This is a genomic window from Streptomyces sp. NPDC002144 (assembly GCF_053593695.1).
In genome coordinates, this window is the sequence record NZ_JBSFDB010000010.1 from 190,940 (window position 1) to 208,942 (window position 18,003).

General features: G+C 71.7%; 14 protein-coding genes. 9 read left to right on the forward strand and 5 right to left on the reverse strand.

All coding sequences use genetic code 11. The features are described from left to right. Positions 1-67 precede the first annotated feature (67 nt). From ACWCQ1_RS17780 to ACWCQ1_RS17810, 7 genes are all read left to right on the forward strand, one after another. Entirely contained in the window at positions 68-2,278 is a 2,211-nt protein-coding gene (locus ACWCQ1_RS17780) for a DEAD/DEAH box helicase (protein WP_451026851.1), read from the forward strand. A 145-nt stretch (positions 2,279-2,423) separates the two neighbouring features. Beyond that, positions 2,424-3,662, forward strand: a complete 1,239-nt coding sequence (locus tag ACWCQ1_RS17785) for a DUF4190 domain-containing protein (RefSeq protein WP_451026852.1) — start codon at positions 2,424-2,426, stop codon at positions 3,660-3,662. A gap of 147 nt (positions 3,663-3,809) precedes the next feature. Continuing rightward, on the forward strand, positions 3,810-4,562 hold the full coding sequence (locus tag ACWCQ1_RS17790; protein ID WP_133044430.1) for a GntR family transcriptional regulator: 753 nt from the start codon (positions 3,810-3,812) through the stop codon (positions 4,560-4,562). A 303-nt stretch (positions 4,563-4,865) separates the two neighbouring features. After that, a complete protein-coding gene (locus ACWCQ1_RS17795) occupies positions 4,866-5,060 on the forward strand; it encodes an SPOR domain-containing protein (RefSeq protein WP_133044431.1) in 195 nt (64 codons plus the stop codon). Positions 5,061-5,079: 19 nt separating this feature from the next. Continuing rightward, a complete protein-coding gene (locus tag ACWCQ1_RS17800; RefSeq protein WP_358594287.1) occupies positions 5,080-5,478 on the forward strand; it encodes a (deoxy)nucleoside triphosphate pyrophosphohydrolase in 399 nt (132 codons plus the stop codon). A gap of 147 nt (positions 5,479-5,625) precedes the next feature. After that, positions 5,626-6,033: an ATP-binding protein gene (locus ACWCQ1_RS17805; protein ID WP_358594284.1), complete on the forward strand. Its 408-nt coding sequence runs from the start codon at positions 5,626-5,628 to the stop codon at positions 6,031-6,033. A gap of 255 nt (positions 6,034-6,288) precedes the next feature. Continuing rightward, positions 6,289-8,946, forward strand: coding sequence for a SpoIIE family protein phosphatase (locus ACWCQ1_RS17810; protein ID WP_358594281.1), 2,658 nt, complete (start codon positions 6,289-6,291; stop codon positions 8,944-8,946). On the opposite strand, the gene ACWCQ1_RS17815 is transcribed toward ACWCQ1_RS17810, so the two are convergent. Further along, on the reverse strand, positions 8,943-10,262 hold the full coding sequence (locus tag ACWCQ1_RS17815) for a hypothetical protein (protein WP_451026853.1): 1,320 nt from the start codon (positions 10,260-10,262) through the stop codon (positions 8,943-8,945). The two genes, ACWCQ1_RS17810 and ACWCQ1_RS17815, sit on opposite strands and share 4 nt — an antisense overlap. 130 nt (positions 10,263-10,392) lie before the next feature. On the opposite strand from ACWCQ1_RS17815, the gene ACWCQ1_RS17820 reads away from it, so the two are divergent. Further along, positions 10,393-11,391, forward strand: a complete 999-nt coding sequence (locus ACWCQ1_RS17820) for a phosphotransferase family protein (protein ID WP_451026854.1) — start codon at positions 10,393-10,395, stop codon at positions 11,389-11,391. Here ACWCQ1_RS17820 and ACWCQ1_RS17825 read toward each other — a convergent pair. From ACWCQ1_RS17825 to ACWCQ1_RS17840, 4 genes are read right to left on the reverse strand one after another with little or no spacing between them, the layout of a single operon-like run. Then, a complete protein-coding gene (locus tag ACWCQ1_RS17825; protein ID WP_451026855.1) occupies positions 11,366-12,142 on the reverse strand; it encodes a succinate dehydrogenase/fumarate reductase iron-sulfur subunit in 777 nt (258 codons plus the stop codon). The genes ACWCQ1_RS17820 and ACWCQ1_RS17825 overlap by 26 nt on opposite strands. After that, positions 12,139-14,082 carry a fumarate reductase/succinate dehydrogenase flavoprotein subunit gene (locus ACWCQ1_RS17830; RefSeq protein WP_358594272.1) on the reverse strand — a complete coding sequence of 648 codons (1,944 nt, stop codon included), beginning with the start codon at positions 14,080-14,082 and terminating at the stop codon, positions 12,139-12,141. The genes ACWCQ1_RS17825 and ACWCQ1_RS17830 overlap by 4 nt, the downstream gene beginning before the upstream one ends. Before the next feature lie 23 nt (positions 14,083-14,105). Next, entirely contained in the window at positions 14,106-14,927 is an 822-nt protein-coding gene (locus ACWCQ1_RS17835; RefSeq protein ID WP_133044438.1) for a hypothetical protein, read from the reverse strand. Between the two features lie 30 nt (positions 14,928-14,957). Next, positions 14,958-15,248: a hypothetical protein gene (locus tag ACWCQ1_RS17840; protein ID WP_133044439.1), complete on the reverse strand. Its 291-nt coding sequence runs from the start codon at positions 15,246-15,248 to the stop codon at positions 14,958-14,960. Between the two features lie 404 nt (positions 15,249-15,652). Here ACWCQ1_RS17840 and ACWCQ1_RS17845 point away from each other — a divergent pair, with 404 nt between their 5' ends. Next, the gene (locus tag ACWCQ1_RS17845) at positions 15,653-17,983 is read left to right on the forward strand and encodes an ABC transporter family substrate-binding protein (RefSeq protein ID WP_358594268.1); all 2,331 of its coding nucleotides are present in this window, start codon (positions 15,653-15,655) and stop codon (positions 17,981-17,983) included. The last annotated feature ends 20 nt before the right edge of the window (positions 17,984-18,003 follow it).

Below are 18,003 nucleotides of genomic sequence, written 5' to 3' on the forward strand. Positions count from 1 at the left end.
GCCGCCCCGTTGTCGGTCCCCGGTGCCAAGATGTGCGTACCGGGCTGGACGGCGGGCGAGGGGCGGCATGGTGGACGTGGGGGAGGCGCGGACCGCGCCGGTGGGGCGGCGGGCGCGGGAGGTGTGCGCGCGGGGCACACGGCTGTACGACGCCGCCCGCACCGTCCTCGAGGACCACGCCCGCGCCCTCGAGGCGGTCCGCTCCGCGCTCGCTCCGCTGCGGGACGAACTGGTCGCCAAGGAACTGGAGTCGATCCCCGTCGCCCGTCTCAAGGACGCCACCGAGGGCCGGCTGCGGCTCGCGGCCGTGGAGGCGGCGGGGTTCACCACGGTGCGCTCGGTGTACGAGGCCGGACGCTTCCAGCTGCGGCAGATCCCCGGCGTCGGCGCCCAGACCGCCGACCAGGCCCTGGCCGCCGCGGGGCAGATCGCGCGGGCGGTCGAGGAGACCGTGTCGGTCCGCATCGACGTGGACCGCCCCGAACCCCGGACCACCGCCCTCGTCGTCGCCCTGCACCGCCTCGTCGAGGCCGGCCCGGAGCTGCGCAGGGCCGTGGACACCGCCGCGCGGCTCGACCGCACCCTGCGCGAGCTGCTGCCCGCGGCCCGCCCCGCCACCGGCCGCCTCCGTCTCGCCCTCGCCGGGCGCCGCCGCAAGGAGGCCGCCCTCACGGCGACGGCGCGGCTGAGCGAGCTGGCGGCCGACGCGGACGCGAAGGGCACCCCGCTCCAACTGGCCCAGGCGTCCACCGACCTGCTGCGCGGCCCGGCGTCCGACATCGAGGCCTGGGTCGACTTCGAGCTGCGCTCCGCCGAGTACTACAGCCAGCTCGCCGAGGTCTCCGAGCACCGTACGGACGAGGCGGCCGCCGAGGGCTTCCTGCCCTCGGAGGTGGCCCGGCGTGTGCACGCCCAGCCGCTCGACGACACCCACCGCCGGGTCTCGCTGCGCGGCTACCAGTCCTTCGGCGCCCGCTTCGCCCTCGCCCAGCGCCGGGTCGTCCTCGGCGACGAGATGGGCCTCGGCAAGACGGTCCAGGCGATCGCCGCCCTCGCCCATCTCGCGGCCCAGGGGCAGACCCACTTCCTGGTGGTGTCCCCGGCGAGCGTGCTGATCAACTGGACCCGGGAGATCCGCTCCCGCAGCACCCTGCGCGCGGTGCCCGTGCACGGCCCCGACCGGCAGGACGCGTACGCCGAGTGGCGTGAGCGCGGCGGCGTCGCCCTCACCACCTTCGACCTCCTGCACACCCTGCCGGCACCCGGAAGGGCCGCTCGCGGCGGCACGGCCCGCGACGGCAGCGTTCCCGGGATGCTCGTCGTCGACGAGGCGCACTACGTCAAGAACCCCGACACCCGCCGCGCCCGCTCCATCGCCGCCTGGACGCGGGCCTGCGACCGTGTCCTGTTCCTCACGGGCACACCGATGGAGAACCGCGTCGAGGAGTTCCGCACCCTGGTCCGCTACCTCCAGCCCGACCTCGTGCCCGAGATCCACGACAGCCACGCGGTGGCCGGCCCGCACGTCTTCCGCAGATCCGTCGCGCCCGCCTATCTGCGCCGCAACCAGCAGGACGTACTCACCGAGCTGCCCGCCCTGTTGCACACCGACGAGTGGGAGGAGTTCTCCGCCGCCGACCAGGACGCGTACCGCACGGCCGTCGCCGAGGGGAACTTCATGGCCATGCGCCGGGCCGCCTATGCCGACCCGGCGAAGTCCGCGAAGCTCCAGCGGCTCGGCGAACTGGTCGCCGAAGCGGCGGCCAACGGCCTGAAAGTGGTCGTCTTCTCGTACTTCCGGGACGTCCTGGCCGCCGTTCAACAGGCGCTGGGCGAGGAGACGTTCGGGCCGATATCGGGCCGTGTCCCGGCCGCCCGCCGCCAGCGCCTGGTCGACGACTTCACGGCCGCCGACGGGCACGCCGTCCTGCTCGCACAGATCGAGGCCGGCGGCGTCGGCCTGAACCTCCAGGCCGCGTCCGTCGTCGTCCTGTGCGAGCCGCAGGTCAAACCGACCCTGGAGCACCAGGCCGTGGCCCGCGCCCACCGCATGGGCCAGGTCCGTCCGGTCCAGGTGCACCGCCTGCTCGCGACGGACAGCGTGGACGAACGCCTGCTGCGCATCCTCGAGAACAAGGACCGCCTCTTCGACGCCTACGCCCGCCGCAGCGACACCGCCGACGCCACCCCGGACGCGGTCGACATATCGGACGCCACCATCGCCCGGCGCATCGTGGAGGAGGAACAGCGCAGGCTGGCGGTCGAGAAGGCGGACTGAGGCGGGGCGGCCACCGTTCCACCCCCGCTCACCTCGCGCTTACCATGCGCCCAGGCAGGTACGCCGGCGCAGCACGTCGGCGCGTACGCCCCGCCCGCCCCCACGCGCACCCCCGGCGCCGCCCCGAAACAGGAGCACGGTACCCGTGTCCATACCCCCGCCCCCTGTGCCCCCGCAGCCGCAGGAGCCCCAAGGGCCTTACCAGCAGGGCCAGTTCCCGCAGCCGCCGTACGGGCAGCCGCCGTACCCGCAGGGGCCGTACGGGGCCCAGGGGCCGCACGCGCAGCCGTACCCGTACCAGCCCTGGGGGCAGGGATACAGCCCCTACAACCGGCCCGCGCCGGTAAACGGGCTCTCCGTCGCCTCTCTCGTGCTCGGCATCCTGTGCTGCGTTCCGGCGGCCGGGCTGCTGCTGGGACTGATCGCGCTGGGGCAGATCCGGCGGACGGGGGAGCGGGGCAGGGGGATGGCCGTGACGGGCTCCGTGCTGTCCTCGCTCGGGATCGCCCTGTGGGTGCTGACGCTGGCCACGGGTGGCGTGTCCGACTTCTGGGACGGCTTCAAGGACGCCGCGAAGGACAACGGCAGTGCCTACACCCTGGCCAAGGGCGAGTGCTTCGACGTGCCCGGCGGGTCCCTGGAGGGCTTCACCTACGACGTCGACAAGCTGCCGTGCGAAGGCAGGCACGACGGCGAGGTCTTCGCCGCCTTCACGATGGGCGGATACCCGTCCTTCCCCGGGGACGCCAAGGTCAGCCAGGTCGCCGAGACCCGGTGCTACGCGCTGCGCTACACCTACGCCATGGACTCCTGGGCCGTACCCGTCGATGTGGACGTGTACTACCTGACGCCGACCCGGCAGAGCTGGCGGCTCGGCGACCGCGACGTCACCTGCGTGTTCGGCAACACCGACGAGACCGCCGGTCTCACCGGCTCACTGCGCAACGACGGCCGGTCGCTGAACGCCCATCAGCTCGCCTACCTGCGGGCCGTCAACCTAGGCAACGTGGCCCTCGACGGTCAGCCCGCGGTCAGCCCCGGGGAGGACCTGCGGGCCAACACGGCCTGGGCGGGGCGGGTGTCGGACGCGTTCACCAAGGAGGCCGGCCTGCTCCGGCAGCACGTGTGGCCGGCGGACGCGAAGAGCCCCGTCTCCGCCGTCGCCAAGGAGGTGGACTCCCTGGGCAAGCAGTGGGCACAGGTCGCCGCGGCCACCGACGCGGACGGCTTCTACGCCGCCTACGGTCCGATCACGGTGGAGGAGTCCCCGCGCCGGTCGGTCACCGCCCGCAAGGCTCTGGGCCTCGCCACGACCCCGCCCGCGACGGACGATCCGGGCGCCCAGGAGGGGGGCACCGGAGGAGGTTCCGATGTCGAGGTGTGACGGCGGCCATAGCGGGGAGAAAGTGCCTGCGTAAAGGCTTCAGGGGCCGCATGTCACCACATCGAGTGATTCTCTGGCCTTTGCTTGCATGGCGGAACCCACGGTTGCCACGCTGTTGCTGTCTGTACAACCTGATGGGAGCGGCCAGTGACTTTCGGTGAGCAGCCGGCGTACCTGCGTGTCGCGGGTGATCTCCGCCAGAAGATCGTCAACGGATCGCTGCCACCGCACACCCGTCTCCCGTCCCAGGCCAGAATCCGCGAGGAGTACGGCGTCTCGGACACCGTGGCCCTGGAGGCGCGCAAGGTGCTGATGGCCGAGGGTCTGGTCGAGGGCCGCTCCGGCTCGGGGACGTATGTGCGCGAGCGGCCGGTGCCCCGCAGTGTCGCCCGCTCCGGCTTCCGCCCGGCGGGCGGGGCCACCCCCTTCCGTCAGGAGCAGGCGGACGCCGACGCACGTGGCACCTGGGAGTCCAGCAGCGAGCAGACCGAGGCGAGCGGCGCCGTCGCCGAGCGCCTGTGCATCAGGCCCGGCGACCGCGTGATGTGCACCCGGTACGTGTTCCGGGAGGCCGGCGAGGCGATGATGCTCTCCACCTCCTGGGAGCCCCTCGCGGTCACCGGGCGCACGCCCGTGATGCTCCCCGAGGAGGGGCCGCTGGGCGGCATGGGTGTCGTCGAGCGCATGGCGGCGATCGACGTGATCGTGGACAACGTCACCGAGGAGGTCGGCGCCCGCCCCGGCCTCGCGGAGGAACTGCTCGCCCTGGGCGGCGTCCCGGGCCATGTCGTCATCGTCGTACAGCGCACCTTCTACGCCTCGGGCCGCCCCGTGGAGACCGCCGACGTGGTCATCCCGGCCGACCGCTACCGGGTCGCGTACCACCTCCCGGTGAAATAGCGCACACCTTTACGGCGGTTACCCCCGGCAACCATTCCCGGAGCTCCTGCGGCCGCCCCCCGGAACCCGTTCCTCCGCCGCTGAAATCCGGACGTTCTCGCAGGTCGCCGCAGGTGCCTCTGGCATGTCGCCAACTGGATGCGCGCACGCCCGGAGGCGGCGCGTTCCTTTTCGTGCGCCCCCCTCGATCTGGCCGGTTGCGTACCTCTTTGTGAAAAGCCGTATTCGCTGCGTGAAGGTAAGGCGTAGGCTCGGGCATATGCGGATTGCGGTTTCCTCAGAGGGCGGGGGCGGTGGGGCGCGATGAACGACGGCACGATCACTCTTCCCTGGCTCGTCATACGGCAGGACGACAACGGCAATCGCTACCGCGTGGGCCGGTACGCGACCCGGGCGGAGGCCCAGAAGATCGCCGACAGCCTCGACGACCGCGGCCACAAACAGCTCTACTGGGTCGAGCGCATCGGTCAGAACGGCCAGGGCGGCGCGGTCGACTGACTCCCGTAGGCTCCCGCCCATGAGCGAACGGATCGTGGTGGTGGGAGCCGCCCTCCTCGACGACGGCCGCCTCCTCGCCGCCCGCCGCAGCGCCCCACCCGAGCTCGCCGGCCGCTGGGAACTGCCGGGCGGCAAGGTGGAGGCGGGGGAGACCCCCGAGGCGGCCCTGGTGCGCGAACTGCGCGAGGAACTGGGTGTGGACGCGGAGGCCGTGCGGCGCGTGCCGGGGGAGTGGCCGCTGAGGCCGCCGTACGTCCTCCAGGTCTTCACGGCCCGCCTTCTGCCGGGGTCCCCCGCCCCCAAGCCGCTCCAGGACCATGACGAACTGCGCTGGCTGTCCCCGGACGAGACCTGGGACGTGGACTGGCTGGACCAGGACGTGGAAGCGGTCCGCAAGGTGACACAGCCGGGTCCCTAGAGGTACTCGACAGACGCACTCGAACCCCCTGTACGCCGTTCGTGCCACCGTGCGCCCCCATGGACGGTACTGCCCCCTGGATATCGGGTATGTGCCCATTAACCCCACGAAACCGGACATGCGTGGGGCGAGTTCCTGGCCCGGGAAGTGATCGGCGTGATCGACACCGAAGGCGACTGCGCCGAGTGGACCTTTCCCGCGGAACCTGACGTCGTCAGAACCGCCCGCACGGCGGTCCGCGGCCAGCTCCACACCTGGCGCCTGGACGTCCTCGGTGACCTTGCCGCCCTGCTGGTCAGCGAGCTGGTGACCAACTCCCTGAGACACGCCACCGGCCCCATCGGCGTCCGCCTGGTCCGCTCGCCCCGCCTCCCCGCCGTGCTGCTGGTCGAGGTCTCCGACCCGCTGCCCGACCCGCCCCGCGAGCGCGTCGCCCACCCCGAGGACGAAGGGGGCCGCGGACTGCAGCTGGTGGCCCATTCCTCCCGCCGCTGGGGTACCCGGCCGGGCGCGGCGGGAAAGACGGTGTGGTTCGAGCTCGCCGTGCCGAACTGAGACGGCGGAGGCTGTACGGCGGCCCCCGCTCTGTAGAACTGCGGCGCGCGTCGGCACAAGCCACGGAAGGGTGTGATTCGACGGCGTGTCCGCTGGTTAGAAGACTGGAAGTGTTCTCACAGCCGGGACCGAAAACCGCCGGGACCGTGCTGTGATCGTGAACACCGTGTTGTGCGGCGCCGTAGTGCTGGATACTGCGGGCAGCCGCCCCCGGTGACCGGTACCGGACGCGGTGAGCTGGAGGGGACGGTTCGCGTGAGCGAGATACCAGCGAAGGCCACGGAGTCCGAGGACCCGTCGGACGGCGCGAGGGCGGAGGCCGCGGCAGCCGCCGCGGCGGACGGCACGGGCCGGGCGACGGGTGGCACCGGGCTGTCCTCCTTCGACGGGACACCGCCCGGTGACGCGATGTGGCAGAGCAGCCCGCCCGGCTCGATCTACGACTACATCAAGGTCGCGTCCTTCTCGATCGGCCCCGACGGCCTGGTGGACCAGTGGAGCCTGCGCGCCGAGCAGCTCTTCGGCATCGGCGCCGAGCGGGCCGTCGGCATGGACCCCATCGAGGCCTTCATCGACCCCGACCTGCGCGAGCAGGGGCAGCGGAAGATGGCCGAGATCCTCGACGGACGGGAGTGGACCGGTGTGGTGCCCTTCCGGGTGCCCGCGACCGCCGAGGACGACGCGGGCGGGCGCGGCCTCGCCGAGGTGTACGTCATGCCCACGCAGACCGAGGACGCCCGCCGGGGTGCCGTCTGCATCGTCGTCGACGTGCGCACTCTGCGCAGCATCGAGACCGACCTTGCCGCATCGCAGTCGATTTTCGGTCAATCTCCGTTCGGGTTCCTGCTGATCGACACCGATCTGCGGGTGCGGCGCGCCAACCAGCGGTTCGCCTCGCTGTTCGGCGGCACCCCCGACGACCATCTCGGCAAGGGCGTCCACGACTATCTGCCCCGGCCCGAGGCCGAGCGGGTCGCCGCGACCCTGCGCCGGGTCCTCGAAACCGGTGACTCCATCACGGACATGCACGTCACGGGCTTCCTGCCGGGTTCCGACGAGCGCCGCCACTGGTCCATCAACCTCTACCGCGTGCACAGCGGATCGGGCCGCCCCATCGGCATCGCCTGGCTCGGAACCGACATCACCGCCCGCCGCGCCGCCGCCCGGGAAGCGGCCGCCGCACGGCGCAATCTCGCCCTGCTGAACGAGGCGGGTGCCCGCATCGGCAACTCCCTCGACCTGGAGACCACGGCCCGCGAACTCCTCGACGTGGTCGTCCCCGGCTTCTGCGACCTCGCGACCGTCGACCTCTACCAGGGCCTGCTGGCCGGTGACGAGACCCCGCCCGGGCTCGCCGACGGCAGCGCGCAGCTGCGCCGGGTCGCCTTCGCCAGCGCGGTCTCCGACGCCCCGTTCGTCGGCGGTGGCGCGCCGGTCGCCGTGGGCGCCGTCCACCACTACCCGTTCAACTCGCCCTGCGCGGACGCCCTGCGCACCGCCCGCACCCAGCTCGTGCCCGCGGAGGACGGCGGAGTCGTCCAGTCCACGCTGGCCGTGCCGATGGTCGCCCACGACACCGTGGTGGGGCTCGCGCAGTTCGCCCGTACGAAGGGCAGCGAACCGTTCGGGGACCGGGACCGCGACCTCGCGGTGGAGCTCGCGGCCCGGGCCGCCGTCTGCATCGACAACGCCCGTCTCTACCGGCGCGAGCACGAACGGGCGTTGATACTGCAACGCTCGCTGCTCCCGCCCGGCGACCCGGTCGCCTCCGGACTGGACATCGCCTGCCGCTACCTGCCCGGCAACTCCTCCTCCGACCGGCCAAGCGAGGTCGGCGGCGACTGGTTCGACGTGATCGAACTGCCCGGGCACCGCACGGCGTTGGTGGTGGGCGACGTCATGGGCCGCGGTCTGCGGGCGGCCGTGGCGATGGGCGAACTGCGCTCCGCCGTACGGACGCTGGCCCTGCTGGACCTCGAACCGGCCGAGGTGCTCTCGGCGTTGGACGAGATCGCCCGCGGGCTCGGCGCCCCCGGCGGCGTCCAGCAGGCCACCCGGGCCGCGCGCCGGCCCCGTGAGGCCGACCTGTCCGAGGTGTACCTGGCGACCTGCGTGTACGCCGTCTACGACTCCGTCACCCGTCGCTGCACCTTCGCCAACGCGGGCCATCTGCCGCCGGTCCTGGTCGAACCGGGCGAGGACGCGCTGATGCTGGACGTGCCGCCGGGCATGCCGCTGGGCGTCGGCGGCGAGCCCTTCGAGGAGGTGGAGGTCGAACTGCCCGAAGGCGCCCTGTTGGCGCTCTACACGGATGGACTGGTCGAAAGCCGCGATCATCCCCTGGACGAGGGCCTGCAGGCCTTCGTGGGCGCGCTGACGGATCCCAGCAGGCCGCTGGAGGACGTCTGCGACCACGTCCTGAACACCCTCGACACCCACCACGGCGAGGACGACATCGCGCTGCTGATGGCCCGGGTGCAGGGGCTGCCCGCCGACTCGGTCGGCGACTGGACGCTGCCGCGGGAGCCGCGGAGCGTGGGCCGGGCCCGGGAGTACGCCCGCGGACAGCTGCTGTCGTGGGACCTGGAGCCGCTGGTCGACACCACCGAACTGCTGGTCAGCGAGCTGGTGACGAACGCCCTGCGCTACGGCGAGGGCGAGATCAGGCTCCGGCTGCTGCTGGACCGCACGCTGGTGTGCGAGGTCTGGGACTCCGGCCTTGTCCAGCCACGGCGCCGGCGCGCCCGGGACACGGACGAGGGCGGCCGCGGACTGCAACTGGTCGGCCTGCTCAGCGCCGCGTGGGGCTCCCGGCGGACACCTCGCGGCAAGACGGTGTGGTTCGAACTGCCCCTCCCGGACGGGGAGACGGGCCTGACGGACCCCGCGGAGGCGTTGCTGAGCCTGTTCTAGGGGCTCCGCATCGACTCGTCGGCCCGGACGGCGGCCGACCAGGGATCGGTGAGCAGCAGCCGGCGTGCCTCCGCGAGACGGGTGCGCGCGGTGCTGCCCACGAACTCTCGGCGCACCGTGATGTGGGTGTCGGCGGTGGCGACGGCGTTCCGGGCGACCAGGAGGGCCGCTGCCGACAGCACACCGTCCCGGCCCGCCCCGAGCGGCACGGTCGCCCCCACCACGCGACGAAGGGCGTCCAGGGGATCGTACGGCCGTGCCGTCACCTCTTCCCTCACGGCGGCCAGCACGCGGTCGGCGTCGGCGCGATCGCTCACTCCCGTGAGTTCCGCCTCCGCGCCGGTCAGGGCGGCCGGGAGGAGGCTCTCGGCGGCCGACAGGTCGGAGGCGAGCCGGTCGACGGCGGTGAGCAGGGCGTCGGCCCGGGCTGTGGAGGTCTCGGCGGCCCGCAGATGCCGTACCGCGCTCTCCTCGTCGTCCAGGTCGGTCGACTGACGGACCTGGTTGAGGTGGGTGGTGGCGATCACCAGGCGGTCCTTGGCCTGTTCGACGTACCCGGTGACCGGGCCGGTCGCCGTGGGTCCGTAGCGCTCGGCGAGGCGGGTCGGGGTCGTCCCGGTGGCTCCGGTGCGGGCGGTCAGGTCACGGAAGCGGGTCTCGGCGAACTCCAGCGCCTCTCCCAGGTCCCCGCGGTCGAACCCCTCCAGCCGCCGCCGCGCCTCCTGACACCGGCCGACGATCCCGGTGAGCGTGTGCCGACGGGAGGTCTCGTCCTCGGGTACGCCGTCCTCGTACTGCTGCCGTATCCGGAAGGCGGCCGCCAGTTCGGCCTCGGCGTCCCGCAGGGCCTGTGCGTGGGGCTCCGCGGCCTCCGGACCGATCCGGGCCCGGAGGAGATCGAGTTCCTCGCGGCGGGTGCGCACGGCGTCGTCGGCCTCGACCAGCAACTGCCGTGCCCGTTCGTCGAGTTCGTCGAGTTCGTCGAGTTCGGTGAGGGGTGAGGTGTCGGGCGCCATGGCGGCGGCCGCCGCCGGTGTCGTCCGGGTCCGTGCCCGCCGGGTCCGCCGTACGTACCCGTACACGCCCAGCACGAGGACCGCGCCCGCCGCGACCAGCGGCAGCACCAGGTCGGCGGTCGACGTCTCGTCCGTGCTCGCCGACGCGCCCATGGCGGCCGCGTGCGTCTCGGGAGCCGTCGCCCCCGGCAGTACCAGCCACACCACCCCGACCAGCACGCCGACCAGGGTGTACATCACCCGCGCGCATATGTGGGAGGTGGCCCGCCGGGGCCGGCCTCGGATCAAGGATGGCGTCACATTTCGGAGCGTATGGGCGGTAATGCGGGGGCGCGAGTGGGGGGCGGCCAGGGGGCGGAAGGAGCAGCGGAAGGAGCAGCGGCGGGAAAAGGGGAGGCCGGGGGCGGGCATACGGGGGAGACTCGGGCCGGTGAGCGCCACACGCCAGCACGCCACCCCCGCCGACCTCGCCCCGCTCGCCCGCGCCGCCCTAGGTCCGGGCCGCGCCCTCACCGCGGTGCGCCGGCTGCGCGGCGGCAGCAAGAAGGGCGTCTACCGTCTCGCCCTCGACGACGGCACGACCGCCGTCGCCTACCTCTGGTCGGCCGGCGAGGACTACTGGGACGCGGGCCCCTCCGACCTGCGCGACCCTTTCTCCCACGGCACCGGCCTCGACCTGCTCACCGCGGCCCACGACCGGCTCACCACCGCCGGCGTCCGCACGCCCCGCCTGCTGCACGTCGACGCCACGCACACCCACCTCCCGGCCGACGCGGCGATCGTCGAGGACGTCACCGGCGGCAGCCTGGAGGAGGCGCTGGAGCGGGATCCACAGGCGGCGCCCGCCCTCATGGAACGCCTCGCGGAGATGCTCGCCGCGCTGCACGCCCAGGACGCCCCGGCCTTCGGCAAAGTGGCCCTGGTCGACAACGGCGGTGTCTCGTACGGGGATTCGTGCGAGCAACGGGTCACCGAGGGCGCCCTGCGCTCCATCGAGCAGGCCGCCGCGCTCGAACCCCGCGTGGCGGCCGCCCACGACGAACTCGCCGACAAAGTACGGGCTTTGGCCGCCGAGGTCCGGCCCCGAAACCGTTCCCACACCCTCATCCACGGCGAACTCGGCCCGGACCACGTACTGCTGACCGCAGACGGTCACCCGGCACTCATCGACATCGAGGGCCTGCTCTACTTCGACGTCGAGCACGAGCACGTGTTCCTGGAGATCCGCTTCGGTCCGCACTACGACGCCCTGCGCGTCCCGGACCTGGACCCCGACCGGATGCGTCTGTACCGCCTGGCCATGCACCTGAGCCTGGTCGCGGGCCCGTTGACCCTCGTCCAGGGCGACTTCCCGGAACCGGAGCCGATGCGGGCCATCGCCGAGGGCAACCTCCTGCGGGCGCTCAGCCTGCTGAGGAGCGCCTCCTGATCTTCGAGCCCAGCCATACCAGTGGGTCGTACTTGCGGTCAACGGCGCGTTCCTTCAGAGGGATCAGGGCGTTGTCGGTGATCTTGATGCCCTCGGGGCAGACCTCCGTGCAGCACTTGGTGATGTTGCAGTAGCCGAGGCCGTGTTCGTCCTGGGCGGTCTTCTTGCGGTCCAGGCCGGTGTCGGCGGCCGCGTCCAGCGGATGCATGTCCAGTTCGGCGACCCGCATCAGGAAGCGCGGGCCGGCGAACGCGGGCTTGTTCTCCTCGTGGTCCCGCACGACATGGCAGGTGTCCTGGCACAGGAAGCACTCGATGCACTTGCGGAACTCCTGGGAGCGGTCCACGTCCTCCTGCATCATGCGGTACTCGCCGGGACCGAGGTCCGCGGGCGGCACGAAGGCCGGGACCTCCCGTGCCTTCTGGTAGTTGAAGCCGACGTTCGTGACGAGATCGCGGACGACCGGGAAGGCACGCAGCGGAGTGACCGTGATCGTCTCCTCCCGCGTGAACACCGACATACGGGTCATGCACATCAGACGCGGGCGGCCGTTGATCTCCGCGGAGCACGAACCGCACTTGCCCGCCTTGCAGTTCCAGCGGACCGCGAGGTCGGGGGCCTGGGTGGCCTGGAGGCGGTGGATGATGTCGAGCACCACCTCGCCGTCGTTGACCTCGACGGCGAAGTCCTCCAGGCCGCCGCCCTTGACGTCGCCCCGCCACACCTTGAAGCGGGCCTCGTAGCTGTTCACTCGTACAGCTCCTCTTCGGCGAGGTACTTGACCAGCTCTTCCTTGTCGAAGAGGGCGAGCAGGTCGGGGCGGATGGGTTCGGTGCTCTCGCGGGTGAGGTCGATCTGACCGCGGACGGGGTCCGTGGCCGCGAGCCCGCCCGTGGGGTCGGTCAGCCGGCACAGCAGGTTCACGTTGCGCCACTTGCGGTCCATCGCCGGGAAGTCCTCCCGGGTGTGGCCGCCGCGCGACTCGGTGCGCTCCAGCGCGGCCCGGGCCACGCACTCGCTGACCAGCAGCATGTTCCTGAGGTCCAGCGCGAGGTGCCAGCCGGGGTTGAACTGACGGTGGCCCTCGACGCCGGCCCGGCGGGCCCGTACCCGCAGATCCGCGAGCTTCTGCAGGGCCTGCTCCATCTCGCCCTCGCGGCGGATGATGCCCACCAGGTCGTTCATGGTCTGCTGGAGTTCCTGGTGGAGCGTGTACGGGTTCTCCGGTGGACGTCCGTCGTCCTCGCCGGGGGCCGGGCCCTCGGCGGAGAAGGGCCGCAGGGCCTCCGCCGCCGCCGTGTCCACCTGGCCGTCGTCCACCGGCGGGCGGTTCTCCGTGAGGCCGGTCGCGTACTCGGCCGCGTGCCAGCCGGCCCGGCGCCCGAAGACCAGCAGGTCGGAGAGGGAGTTGCCGCCGAGACGGTTGGAGCCGTGCATGCCACCCGCGACCTCGCCGGCCGCGAACAGTCCGGGCACCCCTCGGGCCGCCGCCGAGTCCGAGTCGACCGCGATGCCGCCCATCACGTAGTGGCAGGTCGGCCCGACCTCCATCGCCTCCGCCGTGATGTCGACGTCCGCCAGCTCCTTGAACTGGTGGTACATGGAGGGCAGCCGGCGCCGGATGACCTCGGCGGGCATCCGGGTCGACACGTCCAGGAAGACACCGCCGTGCGGGGAGCCCCGGCCCGCCTTCACCTCGGAGTTGATCGCGCGGGCGACCTCGTCACGCGGCAGCAGCTCGGGGGGACGCCGGTTGTTGTCCGGGTCCTCGTACCAGCGGTCGCCCTCCTCCTCCGACTCGGCGTACTTCTCCTTGAAGACGTCGGGGACGTAGTCGAACATGAACCGCTTGCCCTCGGAGTTCCTCAGCACCCCGCCGTCGCCGCGGACCGACTCGGTGACGAGGATGCCCTTCACCGACGGCGGCCAGACCATGCCCGTCGGGTGGAACTGCACGAATTCCATGTTCAGCAGGGGCGCTCCGGCGAGCAGGGCCAGTGCGTGGCCGTCGCCCGTGTACTCCCACGAGTTCGACGTGACCTTGAAGGACTTGCCGATGCCACCGGTGGCGATGACGACGGCGGGCGCCTCCAGGACGAAGAAACGGCCGGTCTCGCGCTCGTAGGCGAAGACGCCACTCACGCGCGAGCCGTCCTTCAGGACCCGGGTGACCGTGCACTCCTGGAAGACCTTCAGGCGGGACTCGTAGTCCCCGGTCTCCTTCTTGTCCTCCTGCTGGAGGGAGACGATCTTCTGCTGGAGGGTGCGGATCAGCTCCAGGCCCGTACGGTCGCCGACGTGCGCCAGGCGCGGGTACTCGTGGCCGCCGAAGTTGCGCTGGGAGATCTTCCCTTCCTTCGTACGGTCGAAGAGGGCACCCCAGGTCTCCAGCTCCCACACCCGGTCCGGGGCCTCCTGGGCGTGCAGCTCCGCCATCCGCCACTGGTTGAGGAACTTGCCGCCGCGCATGGTGTCGCGGAAGTGGACCTGCCAGTTGTCGTGCGCGTTGACGTTGGCCATGGCCGCCGCGATGCCGCCCTCGGCCATCACGGTGTGCGCCTTGCCGAACAGCGACTTGCAGATGACTGCCGTACGGGCGCCTCGCTCGCGCGCCTCGATGGCGGCCCGGAGGCCCGCGCCCCCGGCGCCGACCACGACGACGTCCCACTCCTGGCGGTCGACCACGGACATCAGTTAGGCCCCACTCATCTCAGTCAGAAGAAGCGCGGATCGTCGAAGACACCGGATGCGACCAGATAGACGTAGAAGTCGGCGAGCGCCACGCTCACCAACGACGCCCAGGCCAGGAGCATGTGCCGGGCGTTGAGCCGCCCGACGAACTGCCATGCCTTGTAGCGCACGGGGTGTTTGGAGAAGTGCTTGAGCTTCCCGCCGACGATGTGCCGGCAGGAGTGGCAGGAGATCGTGTACGCCCAGATCAGCGTGATGTTGACCAGGAAGACGACGGTGCCGAGGCCCATGTGGCCCCAGTTCTCGTCCGTGTCGCGGAAGGACAGCACGGTGTCGTAGGTCAGCACGCCCGCGACCAGGATCGCCGCGTAGAAGAAGTACCGGTGGATGTTCTGCAGGATCAGCGGGAAGCGGGTCTCGCCGGTGTACTTCTTGTGCGGCTCGGCCACCGCGCAGGCCGGGGGAGAGGCCCAGAAGCCCCGGTAGTAGGCCTTGCGGTAGTAGTAGCAGGTCAGGCGGAAGCCCAGCGGGAAGATCAGGATGATGATCGCCGGGGAGATCGCCCACCAGCTGCCGAAGAGATCGGCGTTCGGGCCCGAGGGCATGTTCTTGCAGTTCTCCGCCAGACACGGCGAGTAGAACGGCGAGACGTACGGCGCCGAGTAGTAGTCCGCGTTCGCGAAGGCCCGCCAGGTCGAGTACACGATGAAGGCCAGCAGGCCGGCCGCGGTGGCGGCCGGGGCCAGCCACCAGCGGTCGGTCCGCAGATGCGGGGCGTCGATCGCGGCGCGCGTACCCGTTCTCACGCCGCCGCTGTTCAGATGGGGTTCCGTACCAGTGGCCAACTCATGACTCCGGTCGGTGTGGGAAGGCGCTCAGTGATGTTTGCGGTGGTGCGCGCCGAGACCCTCGTCGTCGGAGTCCGTCCACAGAGAGTCGTCGTACGGCTGGTCGGGGATGGTGACGAGTTCCGGTTTGCCGGGCGCGGCCTTCACCGCCGCCGCGGCGCGCAGGAGCTGGACGCTCTCCCGCAGGTGCTCGGCGTCGGCGCGGACTCGGCGCATGTCCAGGGTGTTGCCGCCCAGCTCCTGCTCCAGGCGGTTCACCGACCGGGACAGGTCGTCGAGGCAGCGCTGGACCGACGTCAGGTCGTCTTGCACGGACATGACGTGACCTCACTTCCATGAGCCGTCGGGCCTCAGGTGGCAACGTTCATGCGCCTGCGAGTGTTGCGCGTCACACCTGCCGCTGGGAAGGGATGTGCAGCGATTGGCGGATTGCAGGCCTCCAGTGCACGCCTGTATGCGCTCTTTGAGCGCCGGAGCGCACGCCGCGCCCGGCCCGCTTCTCAGTCTGGCTCCGGGCGGACCCCCCGGCAACCGAGGCCGGAGGCCGGCGTGAGGTAGGCCGCACGGGTGGGCTTCGACGTCCTCGTCGCCGTGTCGTCCCGGCCTGGCGAACCGTTTCCCTTTCAGTGGGGCCGTACATCTGATCAACTCCAAATACCGCCAAAAGTGATCAGACCCGCCCGCACCGGCGGCGAGAGCGGCTTCCCCCGGAGGTAGCAGAGATGTCCTACGACGGCGCCGGACTGCAGCGCCCTGAAGGGGCGCGGGAGAGCATCGACCAGCGGCCGCGCCGCGGGGCGCGACCGGCTACGACGGCGTCGCAGACGAACGACGGCCCATCGCGCCGCTCCCGTCAGCGGAGCGTCACGCGTTCGGTCGCCTTCCTCGCCGCGAGCGCGCTCACCGTGCCCGTGCTCGCCGGGTGCGGTTCGGACGACCCCGCCGGCAAGCCGCTCGCCGGGCAGGACATCGCCTCGTCAGGCCGGCAGCTGATCGCCGACGGCGGGACACTGCGCTGGGCCGTGGACGACGTACCGGACACCCTCAACACCTTCCAGTCGGACGCCGACGCGACCACCACCCGCATCGCCCAGGCCGTGCTGCCCGCCATGTTCCGGCTGGACGCCCAGGGCCGGCCGGTGCGTGACGCCGACTATCTGGAGTCCGCCCGGGTCGTCAAGACCGAGCCCAAGCAGGTCGTGGTCTACCGGCTCAACCAGCAGGCCGTCTGGAGCGACGGCCGGGAGATCGGCGCCGCCGACTTCGCCGCCCAGTGGCGCGCCCTGTCCGGCAAGGACAGCGCCTACTGGACCGCCCGCAACGCCGGCTACGACCGCATCGAGAAGGTCGAGCGCGGCGCCAACGACCTCGAGGTCAAGGTCACCTTCGCCCGGCCCTACGCCGACTGGCGCTCACTGTTCTCCCCGCTGTACCCCAAAGACGTCATGGGCACCCCGGACGCCTTCAACGACGGCGCCCGCCGCAAGCTCAAGGTCACCGCCGGGCCCTTCACCCCGCGCCAGGTCGACCCGAAGGACGACAAGGTCACCCTGGTCCGCAACGCCCGCTGGTGGGGCCGGCCCGCCAAGCTGTCCGAGATCGACCTCACCGCCGTACCGCGCGACAAGCGCGCCGCCGCGCTGGCCGACGGGAAGATCGACCTGGCCGAGATCGACCCCGCCGACGCCCAGCGCATCGACCTGGCCGCCCGCTCCAAGGGCACCGGCACCCCGCTGATGGGCCCCGGCGGCGGACGTCTGGCCGCGAAGTCGTTGCGCTCGTGGGCCCTGAAGCACGACACCGACGACGAGTCGGCGGGCAAGGAAATGCGCACCCTGAAGAAGCAGGTCAGGAAGATCATCGGGTACGAGCTGCAGCAGCAGGCCCTGCGCGTCTTCGAGGTCCGCAAGTCCCTGGAACCGGCCTACACCCAGCTCGCCCTCAACGGCTCCGCCGGCCCCCTCACCGACGAGCGGGTACGCCGTGCCGTGGCCCGAGCCATCGACCGCGCCGCCCTCGCCAAGGCCGTACTCGGACCGCTCGGCCTGCCCGCCGTGCCGGTCGGCAGCCATCTCGCCCTCGCCGGGCAGGCCGCGTACGCCGACAACAGCGGCGCGCTCGGCGGCCAGGACACCGCCGAGGCCCAGGCGCTGCTCGCCGACGCCGGCTGGGTTCGGGGCGGACCGGTCAAGGAGCAGAAGGAAGAGAAGGGAGAAAAGACAGACACGAAGAAGAAGAGCTCCGAGGCGGCCGGATCCGAGAGCAAGAAGTCACGGGACGAGTCCGACAGCGACGACGGGACGTACATCGTCGGCGAGGACGACAAGGCCCAGGCCATGGACGACCGCAGGCACCAGGGCGAGGACGGCGCGAAGCACCTCGCCGACGGCAAGCAGTACGGCGACGCCCAGCTCAGGCAGGGCGGTGCGCCGGGGGCGTACGCACCGAAGGGCACGGCGGCCCCGGCCGGGGCCTCGGCAGGGGTGCTGGCCAAGGACGGCAAGGCGCTGGACCTGCGCCTGGTGATCCCCTCGGGCGCCGGTTCGGAGAGCCTGCGCACGGTGGCGGACCGGATCAGCGGGATGCTGGCCCGGGTCGGGATCCGTACGCGGATCGTGAAGGTGTCCGACGACAGCTACTTCAAGGACCACATCGCCTCCGGCGACTACGACCTCGCGCTGTACTCGTGGCCCGCCTCCGCCTTCCCGGCGACCGACGCACGGCCGATCTACGCCAAGCCGGTGCCCGCCGCCGACGGATCGCTGAACGTGGAGCAGAACTACACCCGCGTCGGCACCGACCAGGTGGATCAGTTGTTCGACCAGGCTGCCTCCACCCTGGACGACGACGAGAACCACGCCCTGATCCGCAAGGCCGACTCACGGATCTGGGCGGCCGCCGGATCGATTCCGCTGTACCAGCGGCCACAGCTGGTCGCCGCACGGAAGGACCTGGTCAACGCGGGCGCGTTCGGCTTCCGGGCGCCGGTCTACGAGGACATGGGATTCCTGCGGAAGGGCGCGAAGGCCTCGCCCAGTCCGAGCGGGAACTGAGGCCGGCGAGCCCCTGCCCG

Bases quoted from the DNA above. Each gene is read 5' to 3' on its own strand.
- ACWCQ1_RS17780 (WP_451026851.1), top strand. From the start codon at position 68: ATGGTGGACGTGGGGGAGGCGCGGACCGCGCCGGTGGGGCGGCGGGCG.
- ACWCQ1_RS17795 (WP_133044431.1), top strand. From the start codon at position 4,866: ATGAACGACGGCACGATCACTCTTCCCTGGCTCGTCATACGGCAGGAC.
- ACWCQ1_RS17800 (WP_358594287.1), top strand. From the start codon at position 5,080: ATGAGCGAACGGATCGTGGTGGTGGGAGCCGCCCTCCTCGACGACGGC.
- ACWCQ1_RS17830 (WP_358594272.1), bottom strand. From the start codon at position 14,082: ATGTCCGTGGTCGACCGCCAGGAGTGGGACGTCGTCGTGGTCGGCGCC.
- ACWCQ1_RS17840 (WP_133044439.1), bottom strand. From the start codon at position 15,248: ATGTCCGTGCAAGACGACCTGACGTCGGTCCAGCGCTGCCTCGACGAC.
- ACWCQ1_RS17845 (WP_358594268.1), top strand. From the start codon at position 15,653: ATGTCCTACGACGGCGCCGGACTGCAGCGCCCTGAAGGGGCGCGGGAG.